The organism is Bacillus sp. PK6-025, assembly GCF_056530265.1.
In genome coordinates this window covers 516,409-541,826 of sequence record NZ_CP096509.1, presented here as the reverse complement: position 1 = coordinate 541,826, position 25,418 = coordinate 516,409, and the positions used below count along the sequence as shown (strand labels likewise).

Genomic DNA, 25,418 nt, shown 5'->3' with positions numbered 1-25,418 from the left:
CTCAATATGCTTTCAAGCGTTTATAGACGCCCGAGACGGGCTAAACATGTAATATAAATCAATTGAAAGAGGTGGAAAGACAATGTTAGGATTTCTCGTTTCTTTAATCGTAGCGATTGTCATCGGTTTAATAGGAGGCGCAATCGGAGGCCACGGTGCACCAGGAGGTATTATCGGCTCCATGGTTGTCGGCTTTATCGGAGCCTGGATCGGCCACGGGCTGCTTGGAACGTGGGGGCCTGATATTGCGGGATTCGCCATCTTTCCGGCGATAATCGGAGCCGCAATTCTCGTCTTCATTTTAAACCTAATCTTCCGCGGGAGAATGGGTTCTCAGGCATAATATCCGGCCAGCATCGCCCAAAAGCGGTGCTGGTTTTTTGTTTGGGCGAAACCGTTCGCGCATATACTATAACATCTTATGGTTGACAATTGATCATCGCGGGCATATGATGATGATATAATTTTTGCACTAAGGAAACTTTTATGTACAAGGAAAAACAACTGAGAATCTAGGTGAATCAAATGGTCAGTCACGATTTGTCCAAACACTCGCAAATATCAAAAGAAGCTCAAGATGCACTGGACGGAAAAAGCAAAGGCTTCAAAAGGCTGCTCCCTTTTTTGGGTCCGGCGTTTATCGCGGCTATAGCTTATATTGATCCCGGCAATTTCGCCACAAATATCGCGGCTGGTTCGAAATACGGCTACTTGCTTTTATGGGTGATTCTTTTTTCAAATATTATGGCTTTGCTGATTCAGTCGCTGTCTGCCAAGCTCGGAATTGCAACGGGTAAAAATCTGCCCGAAGTCGCCCGGGAAGAATTCCCTAAACCGGTCTCCATCGGCTTGTGGATTCAAGGAGAGCTTGTCGTGATCGCGACCGACTTGGCTGAATTTATCGGAGCTGCTCTCGGTCTCTACTTGCTGTTCGGCATACCGATGCTTGAAGCATCGATTATTGCAGCCGCCGGATCTTTCGCGATTTTGGAACTGCAAAGGCGCGGCGTCAGGCCGCTAGAAGCGGCGATAACAGGAATGCTGTTCATCGTCGTGATCGCTTTTGCCTTTCAAACCTTTTTTGCAAAACCTGATATCGGTTCGGTTTTGGAGGGCATGTTTGTTCCCCGCTTCGATGGTGCAGACAGCATCCTGCTGGCGGCGGGAATCTTGGGAGCGACCGTGATGCCGCACGCCATCTATCTCCATTCCGCTCTCACCCAGCGGAGAGTGATCGGAAAAACGGAAGCGGAAAAGAAGAAGATATTCCGGTTTGAGTTCATCGACATTTTAATCGCCATGCTGATTGCCGGAGCAATCAATGCGAGCATGCTGATCGTCGCCGCTGCACTGTTTTATAAGAACGGCATTTTTGTCGAAGACCTTGATGTGGCCTTCAGCCACTTCAGCAGCATGGTCAGTCCGCTTTCCGCCGTACTGTTCGGCGTCGGCCTGTTAATCGCCGGTTTATCAAGTTCGTCTGTCGGAACGCTTTCAGGAGATATTATCATGCAGGGCTTCATTAATTTCAGGATTCCGCTTTATTTAAGACGGTTCATTACGATGTTGCCGCCTATCGCTATTATTGCTTCAGGGGTAAATCCGACAACCGCTCTTGTCTTGAGCCAGGTCGTCCTGTCATTCGGGATCGCCTTTGCCCTTATCCCGCTTATCTTATTTACGAGCAATAAACGCATTATGGGGAGCCTGAAAAATGCGAAGTGGATAACAGCCGTCTCCTGGCTGATCGCCGCCTTAATCGTCGCCCTTAATATTTTCTTGATTTACGATACATTTTCTGGTTAAAGCCGACCTTGGTCGGCTTTTTTATATTATACTGAAGAAAAGGGGGATTCTGGATGTTTAAATTAATGGTGCGTGATGATCTTTATTTAAAAATGCTCGAACCAAAAGATGCCAAAGCAGTTTATATGCAGATCCAGCAGTCTAAAGATGTGTTGCGGAAATGGCTGTTTTGGGTGGACGGCACAAAGCAGCTGGAGGATACCGAAGCTTTTATCGAAGAATGCATGAAACAGGCCGCTGCGAACAACGGGTTTCAAGCGGGAATATGGCATCAAGGCCATTTTGCCGGAATCATCGGACTCCATTATATCAATTGGATCAACCGTACGACTTCGATCGGCTATTGGCTGGGGGAGCCTTTTCAAGGAAAAGGGCTGATGACTGATGCCTGCCGGGCGCTGATCGACACGCTTTTCAGCGAATACGATTTAAACAGAATTGAAATTAGAGCCGCTGTTCAAAACGTAAAAAGCCAGGCTATTCCGGAAAGGCTCGGCTTCACGAAAGAAGGCTGCCTCAGGCAATGCGAGTGGCTCCACGACCACTTCGCCGACCATTTCGTATACGGGCTCCTGAAGGAGGAATACCTCGCCCGCAGCAAATGAGTCCGGGATTTGTCACACGCATTTTATACTGCAATCTGGTATGATAGATAAAAAAATATGGAGTTTTGATTATGAAAGTATTTATACTGTTTTACCTATGGATTGTCCCGCTCGTCATCGGGCTGATATTTTTCCGGGTGACCCAGCGGACAAGCTTTAAAAAAAGGTTTTATCCAGGCTATATCATGATCGGTCTTGCTGCGGCTGTATTTGCCGTCTGTTACCTGATCGGACAGCCTTACCTCGGGAATTTCTTCGGCGGCACAATGCTGTTCGGCACCCTGCTGCCGTTCATGGCTGCCGCCATGAAGAAAAAGAAATAACGAATACCAAAAACCCCGGCTTTCCCAAAACATGCCGGGGTTTTTGATTACTTATTTTCTCTGTTTGCACCAAAACCCGCTGATTCACAAATCGGTTTTCAGACTACTGGGCTTTATTTGTTCACTAGATCAACGTCGATCACCTGATAGAAAGCGTTTTCAGTATCAGCCACATCCCAAACGGCCAATATCACATGATACCCGGAGCGGTCTTCTGGAATGTAAATTTGGTGAGATAAATGGCGGGATGCAGGGGAACCATCATGCGGAACGGTTCCAATCCGTTCGAAATCTGCACGCTTTAGCGGTTTGTCAGGATCCCAGCCTTTTTTGGTGATATAGTAGTGCCATTGGCTGGTGTTGTGGGGGGCGGTATATGTCCAGGTAAAGGTGTGTTCCCCGCCGGTCATGATATGTTTAAACCAGCGATTTTCCGACTGCTGATCAAGAATCCCGCCGAACAGTCCGCCCGCGGATGCTATTTGTCCGTCTGCCGGGCCGTCATGCGGAAACCCTTTTTTCGCTTCCAGGCTTTGCGGCTCATACATCACGCTTCCGCAGTTCAGATTGAGAAGTCCGTAAGCCTCACTGCACAGAGCCGCTCTGCTCCCTGGTTTTTCGACAAAACCATGAGCGAAGGCGTGCTGAGGAATGATTGACATCAACAGCAATCCGGCTGATAGTATGAAAGCTGTACTGAAGGTACTTTTCTTAAAATAATCCACGTTTCAATCCCCTCTCTTTTTATCGTGTTGAGACGGGTTTTGATGCAAAAAGAAAAAACGCGGATATTCCAATACTATCCATCAAATTTTAACATCTGAACATGATAAAGCCAAGGGACGATCTCCCTTGGCATCATACTAAAAAATCCTTTTTAAACTTTTTTTCAGCGGCGGCAAGTCGAGCTCTTTTTTCTCAACCAGTTTTTTGATCATATATTTGCTGTAGTTGACAGCTTGTGTATAAGATATTTTTCCCGGAAGCGGCGGTTCATCTGCTATTGCCACATCGATAATCGACGGCTTTTGTGATTGAAAGGCATTTTTCAAAGCCGGAATGAGCTCTTCGTGCTTTGTCACGCTGAAGCCCTTCCCGCCGCAGGCCTCGGCAAACTTGGCATAATCGACGTTTTCAAGCGCTGTTGCATAATTAACATGCCCTTTTTCCTGCTGTTCATATTGAATCATTCCCAAGTTCTGATTATTTAAAATCACGACAACAATGGGCAGGTCATATTTGACAGCAGTCGGAAAATCGTGCATGGACATGCTGAAGCCGCCGTCTCCGCACACGGCTACAGCTTGGCGCTCCGGATTGGAAAGCTTTGCGGAAATCGCGCCTGGAAGACCGCATCCCATCGTGCCAAGCCAGCTTGAAATCAGAAAATCCTGATTGGTCATATTAAAATGGCGCGCCGTCCAAACCGTCACATTTCCGACGTCAACAGACAGGACCGCATCATCGGCGACTGCGTCCTCAAGCCTTGCAATCACCTGCTGAGGCTTGAGCGGTTCTGTCGCCACCTGTTCGTCTTTTTCAATTTCATAACGCCACTTCCTCATATGTTGTATACAGCTTTCCAAAAATGCGCGGTTCGATTTCCGTTCAATGGTTTTCGTCAGTTCCATAAGCCCTTTTTTCGCATCGCAGACAAGGCCGGCGGTGACAGGATACCGTTTGCCGATTTTCGCCGGGTTGTTATCAAGCTGAATAGCCGGCGCATCTTCCGGAAGATAATCGCGGTACGGAAAAGAAGTCCCCAGCATGATCAACAGATCGCTTTCCTCCATCGCTTCATATGCGGGTTTTGTACCGATGTGTCCGAGATTCCCGAGCATGTGCGGGTGCCGATCGGGTACGACTCCTTTCCCGGGGAGCGTAACGATGATCGGTGCGGCCGCTTTATCGGCAAACTCGAGCAGCTCATCTCTTGCCGATTTCATTCCCTTTCCGGCTAAAATCACCGGCTTTTTCGCATGATTAATCAATTGTGCACACTGCATCAGCTGGCTTTGCTTCGGTTGAAGATCGCCTTCAATATAAAGCGCAGACGTATAAACCGGCTTCCGCTTAATCTTTTCCGCAAACAGATCATCGGATACGCTCAGTACGGCGACCCCTTTTTGGCTGTAGGCGGTACGGATCGCCTGATTTAAAAGGTCAGGCAGGGCTTCGGCCGAATGAACCTGCTGATTAAAGACAGCCACATCCTCAAACATTCGTTCAAGACCGATCTCCTGAAAGTAATCTCTTCCGATTTCATTCGAAGACACCTGCCCTGTAATCGCCAGCACAGGCGCCCCGTCAGCTTTCGCGTCATACAATCCGTTCAGCAGATGAACGGCACCCGGGCCCGCTATCGAAAGGCAGACGCCGATTTTGCCTGTCAGCTTCGCATCAGCTGCGGCAGCGAGAGCAGCGGTTTCTTCATGGCGCACTTGAATGAAGCGGAGGCTGTTTTCTTCATGCCGCAATTCATCGATAAATTCGTTGACGCTGTCCCCCGGCATGCCGTAAACATGATCAATATTCCATTCCTTCAGCAGTTCTGCAGCTACTTTTCCTGCGGTTTTGTTTGCCATATCACGTCCTCCTTTGTTTCTTCCATACCACTTTTTCGCTGCCGGGAAACGTGATCCGGCATGCTGACGAAAGTGAAGGAAACCACGACAGCGGCTGTTTCATGCTTTGTGTTCCCAGCCGTACTCATCTCGCATAAAGATCTCTCCGCCACACTGCTGAACTTGAAGCCATGCCCGGTAAATCCGGCGGCACCTATCCTAAGCACCACTCCATGTATACATGATCAAATCTACTAAAAGGCTGCCACTCATTTTGATATGCCCCAGCGAAGTTAGACAATAAAATGTCATGAAGCGGTTAGACTGGCATGAGTCCGGAATTGTATGGCACTCATGCCTTTTCATTTGGTCTTCATCCTTTAGAGCAATTGCGGCGCAGTTCATTCACACAAGTGTTGAAACTTTTTTTAATATTTAAATTGTTATAATTTAGGTTCAGAGTTATAATTTAACAGAAATAAACCGAATTTGCATAGCATCGATGAAAGTTAAGATTGTTAAATCCTTCGTCAAACACAGGGGTGGTCGTGGCGGCAACTATTATAATCTGCTTTTATAAAATTTTTAGCATTTGATACTGGATTGTTTATCCAATCATCCTGATCTGATGGGTCAGCAGTGCTCGTACGTATGTGAATCCACCTGTCATGCGGCATTGTATAAAGGTTACTCCATTTTAGAAGGACAAGCTGGTCTATTCTATTAATGCAGATACCACGACAATTTCAATCCGCTTGTTAAGTCTCCTCGGCACGTTAGGTATTCATAATGCTGCAGATTATCAGTTTCAAGTGTTGTGGAAGCCATCTGTCTTCGAGATTCGGTTGTTGCGGTCTGAAGGTAATTTCACTGAAACTATAGTCGAAACACTCAAATCTTCTTATCTTATTAACCGTATACTTCATAGTCTAAGTTTCGGGTGAAAAGGAGAGACGCGGATCGTCAAGGTAAAGTCCCTCTCTTTTATCAAAAGAATTTAGAATTGGAGGCATTTACATGTTATCAGAAATAGAAAAGGGGCTTGAGGGCCTGCGTGTAAAACTTGATCGTATTGATGAACAACTGTTGGATACATTGAAAGAACGTTTAGAATGCTGCATTAAGATTGGATTATACAAACGCGAGTATAATATTCCGATGATGCAGCCGCACCGAATTAACTTTGTCCAGGAACGGGCAGCTCGATACGCTGACGAGAATGGTTTAAGTCAAGAGTTTTTGCGTAACCTTTATGAGCTCATTATTTCTGAAACGTGCAGGGTTGAGGATATCGTAATTGACCATTCAGAAAATCGGAGACAGGACATTTCTTCAAGCCTGGCCGGTCAAAAAAGAAAAAGGGAGGAATTGTTTAATGGGGGCAGGGATACAAACACTTCTAATTGACAACTATGATTCATTTACTTACAACCTGTATCAATTGATCGGCGAAGTAAATGGCCGACCGCCAATAGTTGTCCGTAATGATGTGGACTGGTCACAAGTGCCGATTGATGAGATTGACAACATCGTGATCTCCCCAGGCCCCGGTCGACCGGAACGGGTTGAGGACTTTGGTATTAATGCAACTATTATTCAAGAAGCTAAGCTGCCAGTCCTCGGAGTCTGTCTTGGACATCAAGGCATAGCTCATTTGTTTGGCGGGAAGGTGAACCATGCTTCTGAGCCTATGCATGGACGAACATCAGTCATTCACCATTCAGGGGTTGATATCTTTGACGGGCTTCCTCCTGAGTTCTCTGTCGTACGCTATCACTCCCTTGTCGTTACTGATCTGGGTGATGATGTGGAAGCGATTGCGTGGACAAAAGATGAGTTGATTATGGGGCTTCGACACCGCAATCTGCCGATTTGGGGTGTGCAATTCCACCCCGAGTCAATCTGCAGTCATTATGGGCACGAGTTGCTTGCCAACTTTAGAGACCTGACTCCGAAGCGCACTGAACGATCCAGACCGTCTCCCAAATTAAAGGAGCCTTCCCATTCTAAAAGCGATTTCTACCGGATCCATTTTCGAAAATTATCGGGATTTCCAGACGCTCAGTTAAGTTACCAGACACTATTTGCTGATGCACCTCATGGATTCTGGCTTGACAGCAGCAGTGTCATCGAAGGCTTGTCACGATTTTCCTATCTTGGCGATGGTGCGGGAGAGAATGCTGAATATTTGACCTATAGAGTAGCAGAGGGTGTTGTAAAAGTACAACGTTCGGGTCAAGAGACGGAGTTCATTCAACAGTCATTTTATGATTATCTTGATGAGCAAATCTGCCGTCGGGCAACATCTACTCCGGAAGGCCTTCCCTTTGACTTCAATCTCGGCTATGTGGGCTACATTGGCTATGAGCTAAAAGCTGAAACTTGCGGGAGCAGCCGGTATCAATCTGAGATTCCTGATGCAGCCCTGCTTTTCGTTGACCGCATGCTTGTTTTTGATCATCTTGAACAGGAAGCCTATCTGTTGTGTCTTTCGACTGGGGATGAGGATAAGCAAGCACTCAACTGGCTAAATACGGCAGAGCGAATCTTGAATGACATTCCTGCTGCAGCAAACGATTCGGACAAGGATTCAGTCCTTACATCCGTGCCAGACCACAATATCCCAATCGAGTTTCGGCATAACCGGCCTTCTTATCTTCAACTGATCAACAATTGCTTAGAAGAAATCCGTAATGGTGAATCCTATGAGATATGTTTGACTAATTCCGCAACTGTTTATACCCCTATAGATCCTTGGATTACGTATACGCATCTGAGAAGAATCAGTCCGGTTCCCTATGGGGCATTTTTAAACTTTGCGGATGCAGCAGTACTAAGTGCCTCTCCGGAACGGTTCCTCTCAATCGGTGCTGATCGTATCGTTGAGTCCAAACCGATCAAGGGTACCCGGATGAGAGGCAGGACTTCTGCTGAAGATCACCAATTACGAAATGAGTTGCTAAGTGATGAAAAAGATCTCGCAGAGAACTTAATGATCGTTGACTTAGTCAGAAATGACCTTAACACTGTTTGTGAAATAGGATCTGTTCATGTACCTAAGCTTTTCGATGTAGAAACATATGCACCAGTTCACCAGTTGATCTCGACGATTCGCGGCACTATACGTCCGGACAAATCAACGGTTGATTGCGTCCGCGCTGCTTTTCCAGGCGGTTCGATGACCGGTGCTCCGAAAATTCGGACGATGGAAATCATAGACCGACTCGAGAAGGGCCCCCGCGGTGTCTACTCGGGCAGCCTCGGCTGGTTTGGACTGAGTGGAGCTGCGGATCTTAGTATTGTTATCCGCACAGTTGTTGTGACCGATGACAAGGCGACTTTTGGTGTCGGAGGAGCGATCGTAGCATTGTCAGATCCAGAAGAGGAATTCAAAGAAACTCAGGTTAAAGCGCGAGCTATGGTCTCAGCTATCGCAGCAGCGGAAGTCTCTGCAGTGGGAGGTTCAAGATGAGTCAGGAAATAAGGCAGTGTGTGATTGCGGGAGGAGCCGGCGGCGTTGGCGGGATGTTTGCAGACCTTCTTGAAGAATCGGGTGTTGAAGTATGTATTATCGATATGAATCCTCCTTCTGTTCGTCGACAATTCATGAAATGTGACATCACTGTTCCGACTCCACAGGCCAAAGATAAGATCCAAAAGGCCGACATGGTGATGCTCGCTTTACCAGAGACCGCGGCTCTTCAAGCAGTAAAAGTTGTCGGGACGTTAATGAAGCCTGATTCTCTCTTGGCGCACACTCTTTCTGTACAATCACCCATATTTAACAAAATACACGCTTTGGGTTTGCCTTTCGAAAGCATAGGTCTTAACCCTATGTTTGCTCCCAGCCTTAGTATCGTGGGTAGACCGGTAGCTGTCATCGTTCAAAACGATGGGCCTAAAGGAAGTCATTTGATTCAGATGATTTTAGATTGGAAAGGTCGTCCGGTGCTATTAGAAGCTGAGGAGCATGATCAATTGGCCGCGGCTTTGCAAGCACTCACTCATGCAGCGATACTCACCTTTGGATTGGCGCTCGCAGAATTAGATGTTGACATTGCAAAACTTGGTTCTCTTGCACCCCCTCCGCATGCAACTATGCTTGCGCTACTGGCACGGATTAGTTCTGGAACACCGGATGTGTATTGGGACGTCCAATCCGTGAACCACCAAGCAATGACGGCTCGTGCTGCACTGGCTGAAGCAGTTGCATCGTTGAATGAATCGGTGAGGGATCAGTCCGTATTCACCGAACTGATGCGTAAATCCCGAGAGGTATTTGGATCTGAAATAGCCCATTACCAAGATCTCTGTACTAGTATCTTTGAAGGGCCAATCGCACCAAAGGAGGGAAAGCACAGCCAAACCAATCCCCCGGTTAATTGAATTTTATAAACAACTGATTCCTTTGAACAGCTTTCCGGGATAAATAGAAGTATGAAAATATCGTGTAGATTCGCGACTTTTCCACTGACAAGTTCGCTAGTTTTGTGATATTTGGTCACATTAAAACAGCCTGCCGTTTCCGGCAGGCTGTTTGATGATTATTGATCAAGCTTCAGCTTCTTCAGCTGTTCGGCGAGCGCGTTGTTGATTGGCTCATCTTTGTTTTGCTTTTTCATGTAGGAGTGTACATCGCGTTTTGATGCTTTTGAATTTTTGTCTTTTGCCCTGCGCTTTTCGAAAACGGAGAGTTTTTCTCTGTGGCCGCAGACGCAGGCGAATGTCTGGCCTTCTCCGTGTCCTCGCAGTTCCATGCGCTTATGGCAGTTCGGGCAGCGGGCGTTCGTCTGTTTGGCGACTGTTTTGCGGTGGCCGCACTCCCTGTCCTGGCAGACGAGCATTGTGCCGCGTTTGCCGTTTACTTTCAGCATCAGTTTTCCGCAGTCAGGGCAATGAGTCCCTGTGATATTGTCATGCTTAAACGTTTGATTGCTGCTTTTGATTTCTCTGATCGTCTGCTTTGCGTACTCCTTCATTTCTTTGATAAAGGCGGAGGATTTCAGTTTTCCTTTCGCAATGCCTGACAGCTTCTGCTCCCATTCAGCGGTGAGGGCAGGAGATTTTAAATCTGACGGAACAAGCTCAAGGAGCTGTTTTCCTTTTGAGGTGATATAGATATCTTTTCCTTTTTTCTCGATCAGGAACGTGTTGAACAGCTTTTCGATAATGTCGGCGCGTGTTGCCACCGTCCCGAGTCCGCCCGTCTCTCCGAGAGTTTTCACAAGGTTTTTTTCTTCTCCCTGCATAAATGCGGCCGGATTTTCCATCGCAGACAGTAATGTTCCTTCATTAAACCGCGCCGGCGGTTTTGTTTCACCCTTCGTCTCTGTCAAAGACCGGACGGACAGCGTGTCGCCTTTTGCGAGTTTAGGAAGGGTTTGATCCTTTTCTTCCTCGTCATCATCTTCGTCTGCGAAATCGTACACCGCTTTCCAGCCTTGCGACTGAACGGTTTTCCCTTTTGCCGTAAAGGTTTCTCCGCCGATTTCGGCAAACACTTTAGTTTCTTCATATTCAAACGGCGGCATTAAAACGGCGAGGAAGCGCTTCGCGATCAAATCGTAAAGCTTTCTTTCCTTTTCGCTTAACGCGCCGAGCGCAAGCGGCTCTTCCGTCGGAATAATCGCGTGGTGATCGGATACTTTCGCATCGTTAACAAAGCTTTTATTGGCTTTAACGCCATGCTTTAAGATCCGGGTCACATGCTGAGCATAAGGCTTCACCTGCATGCCTTCCAAACGGTCTTTCAGCGTAGGGACGATGTCATTAGAAAGAAATCTTGAGTCCGTCCGCGGATAGGTGACGAGCTTATGCTGCTCATAGAGCTTCTGCAAAACGGACAGCGTTTCTTTTGCGGAAAATCCGTAGCGTTTATGGGCGTCCCTCTGCAGCTCGGTCAGATCATAAAGTCCGGGGGCAAAGCTTTTTTTCGCCGTTTTTTTCAAGTCGACGATAGCGGCCGGTTTGCCTTGCAGCGCTCCTGCAAGCTGTGACGTCACAGACGCGTTGAAAGTGCGGGTCTGCTTCGTCTTCTTGTCCTGCCACGTCAGCGTCATACCGTCAACCGCTGCACGCAAGCCGAAATAAGGGACGGGTTTAAAGTTCTTGATATCTTCCTCTCTTTTCGCGATCATCGCCAATGTCGGCGTCTGTACGCGTCCGCAGGAAAGCTGGGCGTTGAATTTCGTAGTCAGCGCCCTCGTCGCGTTGATGCCGACGATCCAATCGGCTTCAGCTCGAGCCACGGCTGAATGGTAAAGGTTTTCAAAGTCTTTGCCGTTCTTTAAGTTTTTAAATCCGTCTTTAATCGCTTTGTCTGTGACCGATGAAATCCACAGGCGCTTCAATGGCTTCGTAATCTTTGCTTTTTCGATAATCCAGCGGGCGACAAGCTCGCCTTCCCGGCCGGCATCGGTTGCTATGACGATGTCTTTGACGTCTTTTCTGATCAGCTGCGATTTAACCGCCTGAAACTGCTTTCCGGTCTTTTTAATGACGACGAGCTTTAAAGGCTCGGGGATGATTGGCAGATCTTCAAGCCGCCAAGACTGGAATTCCTTTCCGTATCCTTCAGGGTCCGCCAATGTGACCAGATGGCCGAGCGCCCATGTCACGATATAGCGGTCGCCTTCAAGATATCCGTTTCCTTTTTTATGACACTTCAGCACGCGGGCCAAGTCACGGCCGACTGAAGGTTTTTCTGCTAAAACGACTGTTTTAGACAAGTCCATCACATCACTTTCTTGTTCATGCATCCTTTTATTATAACAGATGATACAGATGCAGCTCTAATGTTCATGATTCCTTTATTTCAATTTCAGAAAAAATGACGTGTGTCACGGTTTGGGCATATGGTGATGTTTCATTGATAAACGCTTCGATCTGCGCCAGGCTCTCTGCATTGATTTTCAGCATATAGCAGGCGGCTCCCGCGATCCGGTAGCAGAATTCAATATTCGGGAGGCGTTCGATATATGCTTTAAACCTTTCGTATTCCCCGTTTTTCACCGTTGCTTCAATGATGCAGGATACGGGAAGGCCGACCTTTTGGTAATCGATGTCCAGCGTATATTTTTTAATGACGCCGAACGATTCGAGCCGCCTGACCCTTTCGGTCACAGACGGCGCGGAAAGGCTGATCTTCCTGCCCAGCTCCCGCATCGATAAACGGCTGTCTTTCTTTAATTCGGCTATGATTTTAAAATCGAGGTCATCAATTTTCATATGTAACTTTATTCCCTTCATTCTATTTCATCATTTTAATATTATCATGAAAATTCTTTCGTTCGAAATTCATTTTTCACTTCTGCTTATATATGATTATGAAGAGGTGATCATCATATGACAAGAATCAATTTTTCAGACAGAGGAGAGACGCCGTTTCAGCGGCTGCTCGGACACTCCGAAAGCCTGATGTCAAACTGGACGGCTTTAGCTGAGGAGCTGTCAGGAGACGGCTTTTTATCAAAGGAACTGAAGGAGCAGGTGCGCCGCGTGCTGGCTCAGGGAAACGGATGCGAATATTGCAAGGCAAAGGGGAAACCCGATATCCCGAATCAGCAGAAAACGAGCTTTGCAATGGGGTTTGCAGAGGTCTTTTTGGCGCAGAGGGAGCGCGTTTCAGACAGGCAGTTTGATGTTTTAAAAGAAGTGTTTTCAGAAGAAGAAATAACGGAATTGACCGCATTTATTTGTTTTACGACTGCTCAGCAATATTTCGGCGCTTTAATGAAGCTTCCGGCAGACGCATAAATCCAACGGAGAAAAAACCTGTCATATTTGTCCCCTTTTGGTTTATAGTATAAAGGTAGACTATCACTCCACAGGAGGTATACTATGCTGCAAACGCCGATTGGCCGCCTTCGGTTGATGGGTTTTATTGAAGGCATGTCGCTTTTAATCCTGCTATTTATCGCCATGCCGCTTAAATATTGGGCGGATTATCCGATGGCCGTTACGATTGTCGGATCGCTTCACGGCGGATTGTTTATTTTGTATTTGTTTGTTCTGTTGTATGCGACTTTTGTGCTGAGGTGGTCTGTGAAATGGCCGGCTGCCGGTCTTGTGGCCGCATTTGTTCCGTTCGGCAATTTCCTTTATGACCGGGGACTAAAAAAATATGATCAGTAAAAACCGCCGGGAAACCCGGCGGTTTTTTTTTGATCACTCATTTAAAAAGCGTTTCAGCTCTTCCTTGTTTTGTTCAAGGTCTAAATCGAGGACCGCCCCGTATGTTGGATCGTCTTTGTTCGTGAATGATCCGTCAACCGGGAGCCTGAAGCTTTTGGTTTCTTTTACGCTTCCGAGCAAAAAGTCTTTGCCGAGGGAGAAGATGACGCCGTTCGGAATGTTTGTTTCAATATACGGATCGACGAGCCCCCACAGCTTCGGAAGCTGGGCGATATTTCCGATGCTCATCGCTTCTTTTTGAAGCTCTGAAAAGATTTCCTGCTGTCTTCTGACCCGTCCAAAATCGCTTTCTCTGTCATGCCTGAACCGGACATAGCCCAGCAGCCTATCACCGTGAAGAATTTGTTTTCCCGGCTGCAGTGTCATGCCGATTCCGTACGACATTTTTTTCGGAACGTCGACTTCGATGCCGTCAGGCGCCACCGCATCAACGATTTTGGCAAAACCTTTAAAATCGATGATGGCATAATAGTTAATGTCCAAATCAAAGGATTCTTTTAATGTTTTTCTGACGAGTTCCGGGCCTCCGTATGCATAAGCCGCATTGACTTTTTGCTTGTCATATCCCGGTATGTCGACATAGCTGTCCCTCATAATCGAAATCAATTTAGGCTGTTTCTGCTTTTTATTATAATGGATCACCATCATCGAGTCAGACCTTGAATGGTCTTCCCCTCTTGAATCGATCCCTAGAACGAGGATGTTCACTTCATCAAGATCAGAGCCTTCCCCGTTAAATTCAAACTGACCGTCTTCTTTAAAATCCCCGTCAGATTCGGATAAGCCTTTTTTGTATTCAAAGTAGGTATAACCCGCTGCTGCTATGATAACCAGCAACATTAAGGTAAACAGGCGCTTTATGATTTTTCGCCTTTTTCTTTTCGGTTTTCTTACTCTTACTCTAACCCTCTCCACTTTTATCACCGCCACACATAAGACTATCACAGGATCAAACAGCGGGCAATTAATAAAAGAAAGATCAAGCCGTCTAATCGTGTCGAAAAAGATAATCTTTTGTTTTCATTTGTTTCATTTTGAAAGAAAAATGATCGAATTTTGATCTTTTCGTCAAAAATCGACTACATCCACTTCGTCATCCATGCGATATAGTAAGAAGCCGGGATAAACAGAACTTGGGCAAAAATCGTCCCGGCCACCCTCGATGTTGCCATCGTGATCGAAGCCCATTTCAAATAGGTGTAGCTCCGCCTCCCTTTTGCTACGTCATCTGCAAGTACCGAAACCTTCGGATCGACAAACAGCGCCAGCAGCATCGTCGCCACCCCGTTGACAAGGCCGGAAGCCATCACCGCGGTCGTATGCCTTTCGGGCACGAGGACGCCCGCATAAAGAGCGGCAAGAACGCCGATTGTATAAATCGCCGTGATGGCCATGTTCAAGACAAACAGCCGCTTCGGTATGTAGCAGAACCGAAAGTCTTTCACATATTCCAGACTCGGTCTTCTCGCATAATGCTTGGCATGCTTGAAGATATTTTTTGAGAACGCCTTGCGAAACACTTGCAAAACGGAGCCGTTTTCCCCTGCCAAATGAACAATCGCTCTCGAAAATACGGCGACAAACGTCGGCAGAAGCAGCATTCCGAAAATTGTGCCAACGGTTGAACCAAAGATTAAAAACCGAAATTGGCTGCCGACGAGGGAAAGTGCGTCCGCACCCGCAACATCGACAAGCTTCCCCGTCACAGGCTGCTGAACCATGTTTGACATTCTTGAGACGATGACCATCACATTAAATAATGACAGCGCCGATGCGATAAATCCGACTCTCGCGCCTGACAGACGAGCGGCGTATGCGAGCGTTTCGATGGAATGGATCAGCAACAGAAAACAAAAAATCAATAGTACCTTAGATGTTAAAAAGTCCATTTCTCTTCCTCCAGTCTATAGGTAAGACTGTTTTCAAAACGCAAACGTTTCGGCAAATCAAAAACCGCCCCGGCAAAAGCCGAAGCGGTCTCAATTATCATATTTATTCGAGCAAATAATTTATCCGCTGCCAAAGGCGGTCATTTGAATTTCGTAAAAGATCAGTATCTATCGTTCCGAGTTGAAAGTAAACACCATGGAATTTCTGATACAAGACAACGAAAGCCCTACCTCTCATTCGTCCTTGCGGCTCCGAAGCCGCGCCAGTGTGAATTGTGAAACAAAAAGTCTTTTTTCCCTCTATCCTGTTAGGGGCGGGTCAGAGGAAGAAATCAGTATCTTCTAAGAAAGAAAAAAGAAGTCTACTTTCCATTTATTTGCTCTTTTGCGTGTTCCTGTTTTTTATTATACTACAGTTCGTCCTTGATGACAAACTGTTAAGCACAGCGCGCTACAGATCCAGCGTGACCGGGGTGCTTTCACCTTCATTCATCAGTCTGATTTCCGAAGGCTCAATCTCAAGCACGGTCAAGTTCGGATCGTCTTTTCCGTCAAACCAGCGCTCAAGCTTTTCATCCCAGATTTTGTCCTTTAAATCTTTTGAATGGTTGAGCTTTGCCGTACCTGTGATTTCAAGGTATGCATCGCCTAATCCTTCGCCGTTATAACCCAACAGCACGTGGACGTTCGGATTGTTATCAATTTCTTCTGCCTTGTGCGTCTCATCGCTTGTCGGTGTATAAAGCGTCAGCCCGTCGTGGAAAAAGGTCATGTAGCGGGAATGAGGTTTGCCGCTTTCGACCGTTGCAAGCGAACCGATTTTATGATGATCGAGAATGTCGAGCACTTTGTTCTTCAATTGCTGCTGATCCATTTTAAGTTCCCTCCTTTGTATCGTCTCCACTGTTACTTTTCCACAATGTCTTGTATATTAAACAATTGAACGGAGGTTTTTGACGTGAATATTTTCATATCGTTTGATTCTGAGGCTGATATGGGCTACATTGCTTTGACGGAAAACCGTGCCGGGTCTGCCGCAGCAACCGATGATATCGGCAATACGGCTTTGGCTGCAGACTTTGACCGCCATCAGCGGATGATCGGTGTCGAATTTCCGGGGAAGGCGGCTCCGGAAATAGCGCGGCTTGGAACGCTGACCGGCAGAAAACACAAACTTGAACCGGCTTTCCTAAACGGCGCCCGCGTTCATCGGTTTCGACCGACGTCACAGGAAGCGGTCAAAACACTTTGTGTGAACGGTGTTCAATTTTATTTTGCCGATCATGACGGACAACGCTTCATCGGCTTTGATGTGTTTGATCGGACGGAAAAAAGCGAATGAGATTGGCTCCCATTCGCTAAATTCTCGGGTCTGTAAACACATCGTGATCATCGGTGCTTGTTGAAGAAAACTCCGTAACCACAGCACCTTCACTCCCCGCTTTGAACCAATGTTTCGTATCCGGCGGAATCGTGTACTGTTCGCCGGGTGTGAGCTGAATTTCGTGCCAAACGGTGAAATGCTCGATATCCTCGTGCGGCGGCAGAACGGCCGGGACTTCCGTTTTTTCTCCTTCTACATACAAATACACTTTTCCGTATCTGCACCTGAATGTCTCTTCTTTCCCTTCCTGCCCGTCTACGGGAGGATGCCGGTGTTCGGGGCATGTTTGTTCAGGGAATAATACAAGCTCTTTGGCACAGTAGCGGTCTGTGTTGACATAGACGAACAGCTGAAGTCCCAGCTTATTCAGCTTATTTAAACCGTAGTCCATGATTTGGATGTTTTCTTTATCATCGTCGCTCAGCGCGATGCCCGCTTTCTCGTAGTATTCGATTACGTCTTCCTTTGTCACCTTCACACGAGCTTCCCCCTTTTATGTCGTGATAAAGTCTCCGCCGTTGACGTGGAGGGTCTGCCCTGTCATATACGAAGAATCGTCAGATGCTAAAAGCACATAGCAGCCCACATGATCCACCGGCTGACCTGGACGGCCCATCGGTGTATTTGTACCGAACTTCGCCACTTCCTCACCTGAAAATGTGGACGGGATCAGCGGCGTCCAAATCGGTCCCGGTGCAACGGCATTGACGCGGATGCCGTCTTTGACGAGCGCCTGTGACATCGACCGTGTAAATGCATTGATCGCACCTTTTGTTGCCGTGTAGTCAATCAGCTGCGGATTGCCCCGGTAAGGGTTGATCGATGTTGTATTGATGATCGCGCTGCCCGGCTCCAAATAATCGATCGCTTTTTTTGTAAAGTAGAAATAAGAGAAGAAATTTGTTTTAAATGTTTTCTCAAGCTGTTCACTGGAAATCTCTTTAATGCTGTCTTTTGGATGCTGTTCGGCCGCATTATTGACAAGAATATCAAGACGGCCGAGCTCCTTTACAGTCTGTTCAACCGCGTCATTGCAAAATGCTTCGTCTCTGACGTCTCCGGGAAGCAGCATGCATTTGACGCCTTCTTTTTCAACCCGCACTTTCGTCTCCTGAGCGTCCTCATGTTCATTTAAGTAGACGATCGAGATGTCCGCGCCTTCTTTAGCATAGGCAACGGCAACTGCCCTGCCGATTCCGCTGTCGCCCCCTGTAATCAGTGCGACCTTTCCTTTCAATTTATCCGTCCCTTTGTAATTTTCATCTTCATAGATCGGACGCGGGTTCATGACGCTTTCGATGCCGGGCTGACGGTCTTGCGTCTGTGCCGGCTGTCCGTTTGTCTGCTGATTGCGCAAATCCATTTGTGATTCCTCCCTTTAGCTGATATTACTAGACTTTTAACCGGAGAAATTTTTGTTTAAACATGACCGTGTGCGCGAAAAATGAAGAAAGCCCCGGGTGACCGGGGCTTTTACCACTCTTTATCCTGTATAAACCGGTGAAACAAAACGTTCAGCCTTCCGTACAGCTGCTCGCGGTCTCCGGTCTGGTACGCTTTTATACTTTCGTCACTTTCAATCATCGAAGAGCTGATCAAGCTCAAAATCTCGGAACCTTCCGGAGACAGATCGGCCGGCGCCAGCATGATAAGCATCCGCGTCATCTTCATGACGCTTCCGTCCATCCCTTTGATCTCGAACGGTTTGGACAGATCATAAGCTTTAAAGAGGGGAATCGCGGCCGCTTCGCTTTTTAAATGGAACAGTGCGAAGGTGGTTCCGGGAATGCCGAGGCCCCCCTGTGCTTCTCTTGTCATCAGCCCGCCGGCCATCTGCCCTGCATCCGTAACCAGACCTTGATCTTCAAGGGTGCTGCAAAGGCGTTTGACCGTATGTTCCAGGCTTGATTCAGCTTCCAGCGTTTCAACTGTAAAATGGCTCAGTAAATGTTGAATGCCGGCTGCGTAATGGCCGATTTTCCGCGCAATCTGAAGCATATCAGGAAACGGCTCCGGTTTTTTGGGAGCCATCCGCTTTTTCCGAAGGATGAGCGGGATTTTCCGGGTGAGCTGGTGTTTGATCTGTTTCACATCTTCTGTGTCAAGGAGCGGACTGACGGTGACGCAGTCAATGTTTTCATATGGGATCGGCACGGTTGAAACGATGATGTCATAGGCACCGGTATTTTTCGATTTCAGCTCCATCAGCGAGGATATCTCAAAGGAAGCGATTTCAGGAAGCTCTTTTTTCAGCCGCGAGGCCAGCATCTTTGATGAACCGATTCCGCTCGAACAAATCACGAGCGCGCTGATGTCTACTTTTTGTTTGCTCATCTCAAGCGCCGATCCAAAGTGAAGGACGATAAAAGCAATTTCTTCATCTGGAAACCGGATTTCCGAAAAAAATGTTTCGACGCCTTCCTCTATGGCCATATATAAGAGAAAATAATCTTTTTTGACCTGTTCTGTTAACGGATTATGCACCGACATCTTTTCTTTGATCCGGATGATCGCCGGTTCAAGGTGGGCGATTAATCCTTCATAAAGCGAATGGTTGCCTGTTAAATTCGTGCCCGTTTTTTGCGAGATGAAATCGATCAGCTTTTTCGTCCTGAGGGCGGTATCCAGCTCGATATCTTCCGCTCTGTAGTCGATTTTGAAGCTTTTGTTGGCACTTCTTAAATGCATCGTTATATAACCCGCCTCAGCTTCGGGGATCTTCACGTGAAACGCATTTTCAAGCTCCTTTGCAAGCGCAAGCGCCAGTTCAAACTCTTTCGTACGCTTCAGGTCCGTCAATTCTTCTTCATTCATATTAATCATTTCACCGAGCTGTATCCGCTCGATCGCAAACGTCAAGTGGACGACGAGAGCGATGTATGCACTGTCGGAAAGGGAAAGCCCATACTTTTCTTTCATCTGAAACAGCACTTTTTCCGCTTTCAGCAATTTCCCCCTGCTGACGACACCGAATATTTTCTCCGGCGCTTCGTTCTTGCCTTTAATATTCATTTCGATTGTTTCCAGAAACTGCTGAACATCGAGCTTGTCGGCCATCAAGTTTCCGACGATTTTTCGCTTGGCATCCTCCGGCCCCCTCAGCTCTATGCCGTAACCTCTTTTTCTGATCAGCGACAGGCCGAACGGAGCGATCCACTTCTCCAGCTCGTCAAGATCGTTGCTGATCGTTGCCGTCGTCACCTGCAAGTCATTGGCGATTGTATAAAGCTTGATCGGTTCTCCCGCTTCAAGCATCGCGCATAAAATCAAAAGCTTTCGTTCATCGGCACTGTATTCGACATGGCTGTCCCGGGACAGATCTTCAAGAAGCCGCTGTTTGTCTCTGTAGACACCGACCAGTTTCAAGCCTTTTCCCGGCTGCTTATCAAGTTGAAGACTGTACTTGTCCAGAACGGATTTAACCGCTTTGAGCTCGCGGTGGACCGTTCTTGTGCTGACTTCAATATAGTCGGCAATTTCATTGACTTTGACATAGCGGTTTTGATGCAAAAGGTATTTCATCAATTTTTGTTCCCTTGCTGTCATATACATAAAACGCCGCCTCCGGTGTTGTCGTTTTTGCGGGAGTGAAAGGGGGTCCGGCGGTTGAAACGGTATCCCTATCATAAAACGCTGTTAAGAAATCTTCAATTCGAACTAATTAATTTTTTATTAAAATCTTCAAGAAGTGAAGAAACATCAGCCCACAGCTGATGTTTCCAGGTTAGGTTGCATCTGCGCCGCCCTGTTCATACATTCTGTTTCAGCAGCCCCCGCCCGGCTGCCGAACTTTTCCCGATTCTATCTGAAACTATGCTTTCAAATGGCTGATCACCAGTTTGAATAAAGAATGATCCTCTTTTAGTCCGCATACATCTCGAAGCACGCCTTCATAGCCTTTTTCAGCGATCATGCTTTGAAGCTCAACGGCTTCCGGATCATCGGCACAATCAAACTGCAGCGCCAAGGCAATACCTTCTGCAAGGCGGACAGGTTCAAAGCCGAGGTCGCAAAGCTTTCTGGCCGGGCCGACAAGACGGTCATCCCTGCCAAGCTTGCGAAGCGGCGACCTGGCCACACGGGTGACATCGTCTGATAGGCATTCATTTTCAAAGCGCCCGATAATTTTTGTCATATATGCCCGGTGCTCTTCCTGTGTAAAATCGTATGTCTGAACAAGGTACCGGCCTGTTTCTTCAAGCGCGCCTGCTACCGTTTGACGGACCTCCGGGTGGTGAATGGCGGCTTTTATCGTCTTCAAACCTTTCTTATAGCCGGCATACGCCGCCATGGCATGTCCGGTATTGACCGTAAACAGCTTTCTTTCGATGAATGGCGCGAGATCCGGTACATATGTCACACCTTCAATATCCGGCACTTTTCCCGCGAATTCCGTTTGATCGACGGCCCATTCGAAAAAAGGCTCCACCGTTACTTTCAACAGATCATCATGATGCTGGATCGGCACAATTCTGTCGACTGCCGAGTTCGGAAAACCGACTGAATCGCTGATTGCGGCGCGCTCTGTTTCAGTTAAGCGGGCAAAAATCTCCTCGCGAAGATGAGCGCTGCCTCCGATCATATTCTCGCAAGCTATGATGTTTAAAGGCTGTGTATTTAGTTTTATCCGGCGCTTCAAACCTTCTGCAATCGGCTCTGCGATCAGCTTAAGAACCGCAGGGCCCACCGCAGTGGTGACAAGGTCGGCTTTCGCTATGAAATCATACAATTCGTCAAGCTGGGTCGCACTGTTGATCGCCCGAACCGGGCCAATCGTTTCCTGCTTCCTTCCGGCATCGGCCAATTCGACGATATAGCGGCCCTTGTCGTTCAGTTCCTTGATCACGGCATCGTTTACATCGGCGAACACGACATCATACCCCGATTTGCAGAGCAAGGCTCCGATAAATCCCCGGCCGATGTTCCCCGCACCGAAATGCAGTGCAATCATATTTGGTCACCTTCTTCAAAAACCGCCATTAACTCGTCTTCATTTTTCGCATTGATGATCCGTTCGACGTTGTCCGCTTCTGAGCAGACGATCGCAATCTTTGACAAAATGTCCAAATGCTCATCATTTTTCCCGGCAATGCCAAAGATCACTTTAGCGATATTGCCATCGCCGTATTCGACACCTTCCGGAAGCTGGATCACGGATATTCCGGAGTGAAGAACATCCCGCTTGCTGTCTTCCGTACCATGCGGAATAGCGATTGCGTTCCCCATGTAAGTGGAAGTGAGGCCTTCCCTCTCCAACATTTTCTCGATATAATCCGCGGTCACATAGCCGGCGTCAACCAGCGCCTTTCCGGCCAGCCTGATCGCTTCTTCCTGCGTTGCGGCAGATTGATTGAGATGAATGTTTTCTTTTGCAAGTACTGGTTTCATTGGGAAATCACTCTCTTTCATACATGTTGTGTGAGCCTGATTGACAGGCTCACGGATTCTCAAACTTTACTTTTTAAGCTGATTGATCAGTTCATCGTATTTTGGACTGTTAAGGAAATTTTCCACTGATATGTGTCTAGCGTTTGGAAGCTTCGCTTTTGCGCGTTCCGTTAAGTCTTTATGCGTAATGACGATGTCGGCATCTCCAGGCAGATTATTGATCGATGTATTGGATACGTCGATATCGAGTTCTGCTTTTTTGACTTTGTTTTTCAAAATCGATGCCCCCATCGCACTGGAGCCCATTCCGGCATCACACGCGAAAATGATCTTGCCGACATTTTCATAAGTTGCCTCTGATTCTTCCGCTTCATCAGCCGAAGTCAATGCAGAAACGGCTTGGCTCTTCTTACCTTTCATTTGCTGCATTTTTTCCGCTGCGGCTGTTAAATCTTCTTCGCCGGCTTTAGACGTTTTCAAAATCAAAGAAGCTACAATGAATGAAACGGCTGCCGCAACGAGAACACCAAGGATCACACCGATGTGGTTGCCTTTCGGCGTCATTGCCAGCACCGCAATAATGCTTCCCGGTGAAGGAACAGCCGCCAGCCCCGCATTAAAGATGGAGAATGTCAGCACACCGCTCGCTCCGCCCGCTATTGCAGCCAGAATTAACAGCGGTTTCATCAGAATGTAAGGGAAATAAATTTCGTGAATCCCGCCAAGGAAGTGAATCACTGCAGCGCCCGGGGCGGTCTGCTTTGATGTGCCTTTTCCAAAAATCATGTAAGCTAAAAGAATCCCGAGACCCGGACCTGGGTTCGCCTCCAAAAGGAATAAAATCGATTTTCCTGTCTGGGCGGCCTGTTCAATACCAATCGGGCTCAAAATACCGTGGTTAATCGCATTATTAAGGAAAAGAACTTTCGCAGGCTCTACAAAAATACTTGCCAATGGAAGCAGATTCGCATTGACGATCACTTCCACGCCGGCCGCCAATGTTTTGTTCAAGCCGAGCACCACCGGACCGATCGCAAAAAAGCCGAGCACTGCCAAAATGAAACCGAGAATTCCGGCTGTAAAGTTGTTGATCAGCATTTCAAATCCGGAACGGACCTTATCTTTGAAAAGCCTGTCCGTCAATTTCATCAGGAAGCCGCCCAGCGGCCCCATGATCATCGCGCCGAGGAACATCGGAATGTCCGCACCGACAATAACACCCATCGCTGCAGTCGCACCGACGACGCCTCCGCGGTGGTCGTACACCATCTTACCGCCCGTGTATCCGATCAAGAGCGGCAGCAGAAATTTGATCATCGGATCAACCAATGAAGCAAGCGCCTCATTCGGCATCCATCCCGTCGGAATAAACAGGGCGGTAATGATCCCCCATGCGATAAATGCACCGATATTCGGCATGATCATTCCGCTCAAATAGCTTCCGAAACGTTGAATCTTTACTTTGAAATCTGGATTTTGTCTTTCTTCCATTTCATAACCCTCCTTTGTTGTCCTTTAAAGCCTGTGATAAAAAAATGATGTCGAATAATGTCGGCTCCTTGTCTTTATATTAAAACGCTTACAGATGACTGCTCAATTGAAAGAAAACGGCACTTTGGCAGGAGCCGTGTGACAAAATTTAATAGTTTCATTTTTTAGTCTGGTTTCGGCTGCCGCGGCCGACTCGAGGAAAATAAAGGCGCGCTGAAGAATTGCATAAAAAAAGACCATTCCTGATTGGAATGGTCTTTCTTCATCATATTCAGCTTTTCAGCGGCCCGTAGCCCGACGCTCGCAAATTTTCCGCCATCGCTTCATACCCTCTGCTGTTTGGATGTACGCGGTCAATTGACAAATATTCTTGTTCGTGTCCTTTAAAGACAGCATAAGTATCGATCACCTTGATTTGCGGAGCGGACTCGAGCTGTTTTAAATGCCTGTTAAAGCCGGAAATCCATTTGTCCGCTAATTCGATCGACGGAAAAGGGTTGTATAAATTGAGAAGACGGACGAGGTAACGCGTATCTTTGTCTCCCTTTATGTCTCCGATTTTCTCAAGCATGCCTGAGTAGTTTTTCTGACAGTGTGAGGAAGCTTCCAAAAAGACGTGTTCATCCTTTTCTTTTTCATATATCTCCAGCGATTGCAGAAGGTCATTGCCGCAGCCCGTTATCGTGATGACGTCCGCTTTTTTGACCTGTTCCATGATGAACGGCTCGTTCAGCATCGCCAGAATGTCCGACGTTTCAAGACCCGATTTCGCAAATACAAGCAAAGAAACGCATTCGTTCAAATCCTCTTCCATTTTCCTTTTATAGCGCTGGACAAACCCCGGCTCAAACAAACCTGCACCGACCCCGACGGTTAGAGAATCGCCGAGAGCCGTATATTGAAGCGTCATATCCTTTCCCCCTCCGGTATGCCGTTTTTTCGCGGCAGCTACCATATATGTACTCGGGAGAGGCTCGAAAGGATACTTTTCTTTTTTCCTAAAAACCTAACTTTCTCGAAATGTCAAGCGCCGCCTTTTTCACTCTTTCGGTCAAATAAGGAAGACGGTCTTTCTGAAAGCGGGCTTCAAACCCGGCGATGCTGATCCCCGCCGCGACTTCGCGCTTATGATTGAAAATCGGCGCGGCGATCGCAGAGGTGTAGTCTTCGAGCTCCGAATGACTGACCGTGCAGCCGCTCCGGTACGACTCATTCAAAATGCGGATCAGCTCGTTCTTATCCCGGATCGTACCGGAAGCGATCGGCACCAGCTCTGTTTTCTTGATATAGGCATCCCGCTCTTCTTCAGGCAAAAATGTCAGAATGCTTCTTGCGCAGGCTCCGGCATATAAAGGGGACCGCCTCCCGATCGCTGTATAGAGGCGAACGGTCTGCGTGCCCTCAATTTTTTCTATATACATCGCTTCATTTCCCTGCCTCACGATCAAATGGACGGCTTCATCCACGTCATCGCGGAGTTCTTCCATGATAGGCAGAGCGATTTTTCGGATATCAAGCCTTTCTGAAACAAGGTGGCCGTATTGCAAAAACAGCAGTCCTAAAGCATACATCCCGTTCTCCTCACGGTCGAGAAAACCCATTTCTTCGAGAGAACAAACCATGCGGTAGACAGATGTTTTCGGCATGCCTGTCAGCTCAATCATGTCGCCCAGTGAGAGCCTTTCTCTCGTCAGGAACAGATTGAGCAGGGTCATAGCTTTGACAACTGTTTTGTTTTTATGTTCCATGCCTTCCCCCTCCTGATACACATCACA

24 protein-coding genes and 1 pseudogene are annotated in these 25,418 nt (G+C 47.4%); 10 read left to right on the top strand and 15 right to left on the bottom strand.

The features are described from left to right. Nucleotides 1-82: 82 nt before the first annotated feature. The 4 genes from M1D67_RS02720 to M1D67_RS02705 all read left to right on the top strand — a co-directional run bounded on the left by M1D67_RS02720 (nt 83) and on the right by M1D67_RS02705 (nt 2,734). Nucleotides 83-343, top strand: coding sequence for a GlsB/YeaQ/YmgE family stress response membrane protein (locus M1D67_RS02720; RefSeq protein WP_020450235.1), 261 nt, complete (start codon nt 83-85; stop codon nt 341-343). Between the two features lie 182 nt (nt 344-525). Then, nucleotides 526-1,806 carry an Nramp family divalent metal transporter gene (locus M1D67_RS02715; RefSeq protein ID WP_020450234.1) on the top strand — a complete coding sequence of 427 codons (1,281 nt, stop codon included), beginning with the start codon at nt 526-528 and terminating at the stop codon, nt 1,804-1,806. A gap of 53 nt (nt 1,807-1,859) precedes the next feature. After that, complete coding sequence (locus M1D67_RS02710) at nt 1,860-2,411, top strand: GNAT family N-acetyltransferase (RefSeq protein WP_020450233.1); 552 nt, start codon at nt 1,860-1,862, stop codon at nt 2,409-2,411. 71 nt (nt 2,412-2,482) lie between these two features. After that, a complete protein-coding gene (locus tag M1D67_RS02705) occupies nt 2,483-2,734 on the top strand; it encodes a hypothetical protein (RefSeq protein WP_020450232.1) in 252 nt (83 codons plus the stop codon). 119 nt (nt 2,735-2,853) lie between these two features. Here the strand turns inward: M1D67_RS02705 and M1D67_RS02700 are convergent. Beyond that, nucleotides 2,854-3,459: pseudogene (locus M1D67_RS02700) on the bottom strand (lytic polysaccharide monooxygenase auxiliary activity family 9 protein); the annotation flags it as partial. Nucleotides 3,460-3,597: 138 nt separating this feature from the next. Further along, complete coding sequence (locus tag M1D67_RS02695) at nt 3,598-5,319, bottom strand: pyruvate oxidase (protein WP_020450230.1); 1,722 nt, start codon at nt 5,317-5,319, stop codon at nt 3,598-3,600. A 996-nt stretch (nt 5,320-6,315) separates the two neighbouring features. Between M1D67_RS02695 and M1D67_RS02690 the strand changes: the two genes are divergently transcribed. The 3 genes from M1D67_RS02690 to M1D67_RS02680 are packed head-to-tail and all read left to right on the top strand — an operon-like array spanning nt 6,316 to nt 9,684. Continuing rightward, entirely contained in the window at nt 6,316-6,705 is a 390-nt protein-coding gene (locus tag M1D67_RS02690) for a chorismate mutase family protein (protein ID WP_025810086.1), read from the top strand. Continuing rightward, nucleotides 6,674-8,770: an aminodeoxychorismate synthase component I gene (pabB, locus tag M1D67_RS02685; protein WP_031305227.1), complete on the top strand. Its 2,097-nt coding sequence runs from the start codon at nt 6,674-6,676 to the stop codon at nt 8,768-8,770. Before M1D67_RS02690 ends, pabB begins: the two co-directional genes overlap by 32 nt. Next, nucleotides 8,767-9,684: a prephenate dehydrogenase dimerization domain-containing protein gene (locus M1D67_RS02680; protein ID WP_025810087.1), complete on the top strand. Its 918-nt coding sequence runs from the start codon at nt 8,767-8,769 to the stop codon at nt 9,682-9,684. Before pabB ends, M1D67_RS02680 begins: the two co-directional genes overlap by 4 nt. Nucleotides 9,685-9,842: 158 nt before the next feature. On the opposite strand, the gene M1D67_RS02675 is transcribed toward M1D67_RS02680, so the two are convergent. After that, entirely contained in the window at nt 9,843-12,026 is a 2,184-nt protein-coding gene (locus tag M1D67_RS02675) for a DNA topoisomerase III (protein WP_023857894.1), read from the bottom strand. Nucleotides 12,027-12,096: 70 nt separating this feature from the next. Then, complete coding sequence (lrpC, locus tag M1D67_RS02670; RefSeq protein WP_023857895.1) at nt 12,097-12,525, bottom strand: transcriptional regulator LrpC; 429 nt, start codon at nt 12,523-12,525, stop codon at nt 12,097-12,099. A gap of 117 nt (nt 12,526-12,642) precedes the next feature. Between lrpC and M1D67_RS02665 the strand changes: the two genes are divergently transcribed. Both M1D67_RS02665 and M1D67_RS02660 read left to right on the top strand, forming a co-directional pair. Beyond that, a complete protein-coding gene (locus tag M1D67_RS02665) occupies nt 12,643-13,053 on the top strand; it encodes a carboxymuconolactone decarboxylase family protein (protein ID WP_479831577.1) in 411 nt (136 codons plus the stop codon). Nucleotides 13,054-13,137: 84 nt separating this feature from the next. Beyond that, a complete protein-coding gene (locus M1D67_RS02660; RefSeq protein ID WP_020450222.1) occupies nt 13,138-13,431 on the top strand; it encodes a DUF3817 domain-containing protein in 294 nt (97 codons plus the stop codon). Nucleotides 13,432-13,464: 33 nt separating this feature from the next. On the opposite strand, the gene M1D67_RS02655 is transcribed toward M1D67_RS02660, so the two are convergent. From M1D67_RS02655 to M1D67_RS02645, 3 genes are all read right to left on the bottom strand, one after another. Further along, nucleotides 13,465-14,406 carry an LCP family protein gene (locus tag M1D67_RS02655; protein WP_023857897.1) on the bottom strand — a complete coding sequence of 314 codons (942 nt, stop codon included), beginning with the start codon at nt 14,404-14,406 and terminating at the stop codon, nt 13,465-13,467. A gap of 164 nt (nt 14,407-14,570) precedes the next feature. Next, nucleotides 14,571-15,380, bottom strand: coding sequence for a lipid II flippase Amj family protein (locus tag M1D67_RS02650; RefSeq protein ID WP_023857898.1), 810 nt, complete (start codon nt 15,378-15,380; stop codon nt 14,571-14,573). Nucleotides 15,381-15,831: 451 nt separating this feature from the next. Then, nucleotides 15,832-16,254 (bottom strand): pyridoxamine 5'-phosphate oxidase family protein, encoded by a 423-nt coding sequence (locus tag M1D67_RS02645; protein WP_023857899.1) that lies wholly within the window; start codon nt 16,252-16,254, stop codon nt 15,832-15,834. Nucleotides 16,255-16,338: 84 nt separating this feature from the next. Between M1D67_RS02645 and M1D67_RS02640 the strand changes: the two genes are divergently transcribed. Further along, the gene (locus M1D67_RS02640; protein WP_023857900.1) at nt 16,339-16,722 is read left to right on the top strand and encodes a DUF2283 domain-containing protein; all 384 of its coding nucleotides are present in this window, start codon (nt 16,339-16,341) and stop codon (nt 16,720-16,722) included. A 16-nt stretch (nt 16,723-16,738) separates the two neighbouring features. Here M1D67_RS02640 and M1D67_RS02635 read toward each other — a convergent pair whose 3' ends face one another. The 8 genes from M1D67_RS02635 to M1D67_RS02600 all read right to left on the bottom strand — a co-directional run bounded on the left by M1D67_RS02635 (nt 16,739) and on the right by M1D67_RS02600 (nt 25,391). Next, nucleotides 16,739-17,242 carry a D-lyxose/D-mannose family sugar isomerase gene (locus M1D67_RS02635; RefSeq protein WP_020450216.1) on the bottom strand — a complete coding sequence of 168 codons (504 nt, stop codon included), beginning with the start codon at nt 17,240-17,242 and terminating at the stop codon, nt 16,739-16,741. Nucleotides 17,243-17,257: 15 nt separating this feature from the next. Further along, a complete protein-coding gene (locus M1D67_RS02630) occupies nt 17,258-18,127 on the bottom strand; it encodes an SDR family oxidoreductase (RefSeq protein ID WP_101561604.1) in 870 nt (289 codons plus the stop codon). A gap of 110 nt (nt 18,128-18,237) precedes the next feature. After that, nucleotides 18,238-20,316: a BglG family transcription antiterminator gene (locus tag M1D67_RS02625; protein ID WP_283931569.1), complete on the bottom strand. Its 2,079-nt coding sequence runs from the start codon at nt 20,314-20,316 to the stop codon at nt 18,238-18,240. Nucleotides 20,317-20,575: 259 nt separating this feature from the next. Then, nucleotides 20,576-21,715: a mannitol-1-phosphate 5-dehydrogenase gene (locus tag M1D67_RS02620; RefSeq protein WP_039073224.1), complete on the bottom strand. Its 1,140-nt coding sequence runs from the start codon at nt 21,713-21,715 to the stop codon at nt 20,576-20,578. After that, complete coding sequence (locus M1D67_RS02615; RefSeq protein WP_023857905.1) at nt 21,712-22,152, bottom strand: PTS mannitol transporter subunit IIA; 441 nt, start codon at nt 22,150-22,152, stop codon at nt 21,712-21,714. The genes M1D67_RS02620 and M1D67_RS02615 overlap by 4 nt, the downstream gene beginning before the upstream one ends. Nucleotides 22,153-22,218: 66 nt before the next feature. Further along, the gene (locus tag M1D67_RS02610; protein WP_039073222.1) at nt 22,219-23,643 is read right to left on the bottom strand and encodes a PTS mannitol transporter subunit IIBC; all 1,425 of its coding nucleotides are present in this window, start codon (nt 23,641-23,643) and stop codon (nt 22,219-22,221) included. Between the two features lie 271 nt (nt 23,644-23,914). Further along, on the bottom strand, nt 23,915-24,553 hold the full coding sequence (locus tag M1D67_RS02605) for a GDSL-type esterase/lipase family protein (RefSeq protein WP_035337176.1): 639 nt from the start codon (nt 24,551-24,553) through the stop codon (nt 23,915-23,917). Between the two features lie 88 nt (nt 24,554-24,641). Continuing rightward, entirely contained in the window at nt 24,642-25,391 is a 750-nt protein-coding gene (locus tag M1D67_RS02600) for an IclR family transcriptional regulator (protein WP_479831576.1), read from the bottom strand. Between the last annotated feature and the right edge of the window lie 27 nt (nt 25,392-25,418).

Coding starts and splice junctions, on each gene's coding strand:
- M1D67_RS02720 (WP_020450235.1), top strand. CDS start 83: ATGTTAGGATTTCTCGTTTCTTTAATCGTAGCGATTGTCATCGGTTTA.
- M1D67_RS02715 (WP_020450234.1), top strand. CDS start 526: ATGGTCAGTCACGATTTGTCCAAACACTCGCAAATATCAAAAGAAGCT.
- M1D67_RS02710 (WP_020450233.1), top strand. CDS start 1,860: ATGTTTAAATTAATGGTGCGTGATGATCTTTATTTAAAAATGCTCGAA.
- M1D67_RS02705 (WP_020450232.1), top strand. CDS start 2,483: ATGAAAGTATTTATACTGTTTTACCTATGGATTGTCCCGCTCGTCATC.
- M1D67_RS02695 (WP_020450230.1), bottom strand. CDS start 5,319: ATGGCAAACAAAACCGCAGGAAAAGTAGCTGCAGAACTGCTGAAGGAA.
- M1D67_RS02690 (WP_025810086.1), top strand. CDS start 6,316: ATGTTATCAGAAATAGAAAAGGGGCTTGAGGGCCTGCGTGTAAAACTT.
- pabB (WP_031305227.1), top strand. CDS start 6,674: ATGGGGGCAGGGATACAAACACTTCTAATTGACAACTATGATTCATTT.
- M1D67_RS02680 (WP_025810087.1), top strand. CDS start 8,767: ATGAGTCAGGAAATAAGGCAGTGTGTGATTGCGGGAGGAGCCGGCGGC.
- lrpC (WP_023857895.1), bottom strand. CDS start 12,525: ATGAAAATTGATGACCTCGATTTTAAAATCATAGCCGAATTAAAGAAA.
- M1D67_RS02665 (WP_479831577.1), top strand. CDS start 12,643: ATGACAAGAATCAATTTTTCAGACAGAGGAGAGACGCCGTTTCAGCGG.
- M1D67_RS02660 (WP_020450222.1), top strand. CDS start 13,138: ATGCTGCAAACGCCGATTGGCCGCCTTCGGTTGATGGGTTTTATTGAA.
- M1D67_RS02650 (WP_023857898.1), bottom strand. CDS start 15,380: ATGGACTTTTTAACATCTAAGGTACTATTGATTTTTTGTTTTCTGTTG.
- M1D67_RS02645 (WP_023857899.1), bottom strand. CDS start 16,254: ATGGATCAGCAGCAATTGAAGAACAAAGTGCTCGACATTCTCGATCAT.
- M1D67_RS02630 (WP_101561604.1), bottom strand. CDS start 18,127: ATGGATTTGCGCAATCAGCAGACAAACGGACAGCCGGCACAGACGCAA.
- M1D67_RS02625 (WP_283931569.1), bottom strand. CDS start 20,316: ATGTATATGACAGCAAGGGAACAAAAATTGATGAAATACCTTTTGCAT.
- M1D67_RS02620 (WP_039073224.1), bottom strand. CDS start 21,715: ATGATTGCACTGCATTTCGGTGCGGGGAACATCGGCCGGGGATTTATC.
- M1D67_RS02615 (WP_023857905.1), bottom strand. CDS start 22,152: ATGAAACCAGTACTTGCAAAAGAAAACATTCATCTCAATCAATCTGCC.
- M1D67_RS02610 (WP_039073222.1), bottom strand. CDS start 23,643: ATGGAAGAAAGACAAAATCCAGATTTCAAAGTAAAGATTCAACGTTTC.
- M1D67_RS02605 (WP_035337176.1), bottom strand. CDS start 24,553: ATGACGCTTCAATATACGGCTCTCGGCGATTCTCTAACCGTCGGGGTC.
- M1D67_RS02600 (WP_479831576.1), bottom strand. CDS start 25,391: ATGGAACATAAAAACAAAACAGTTGTCAAAGCTATGACCCTGCTCAAT.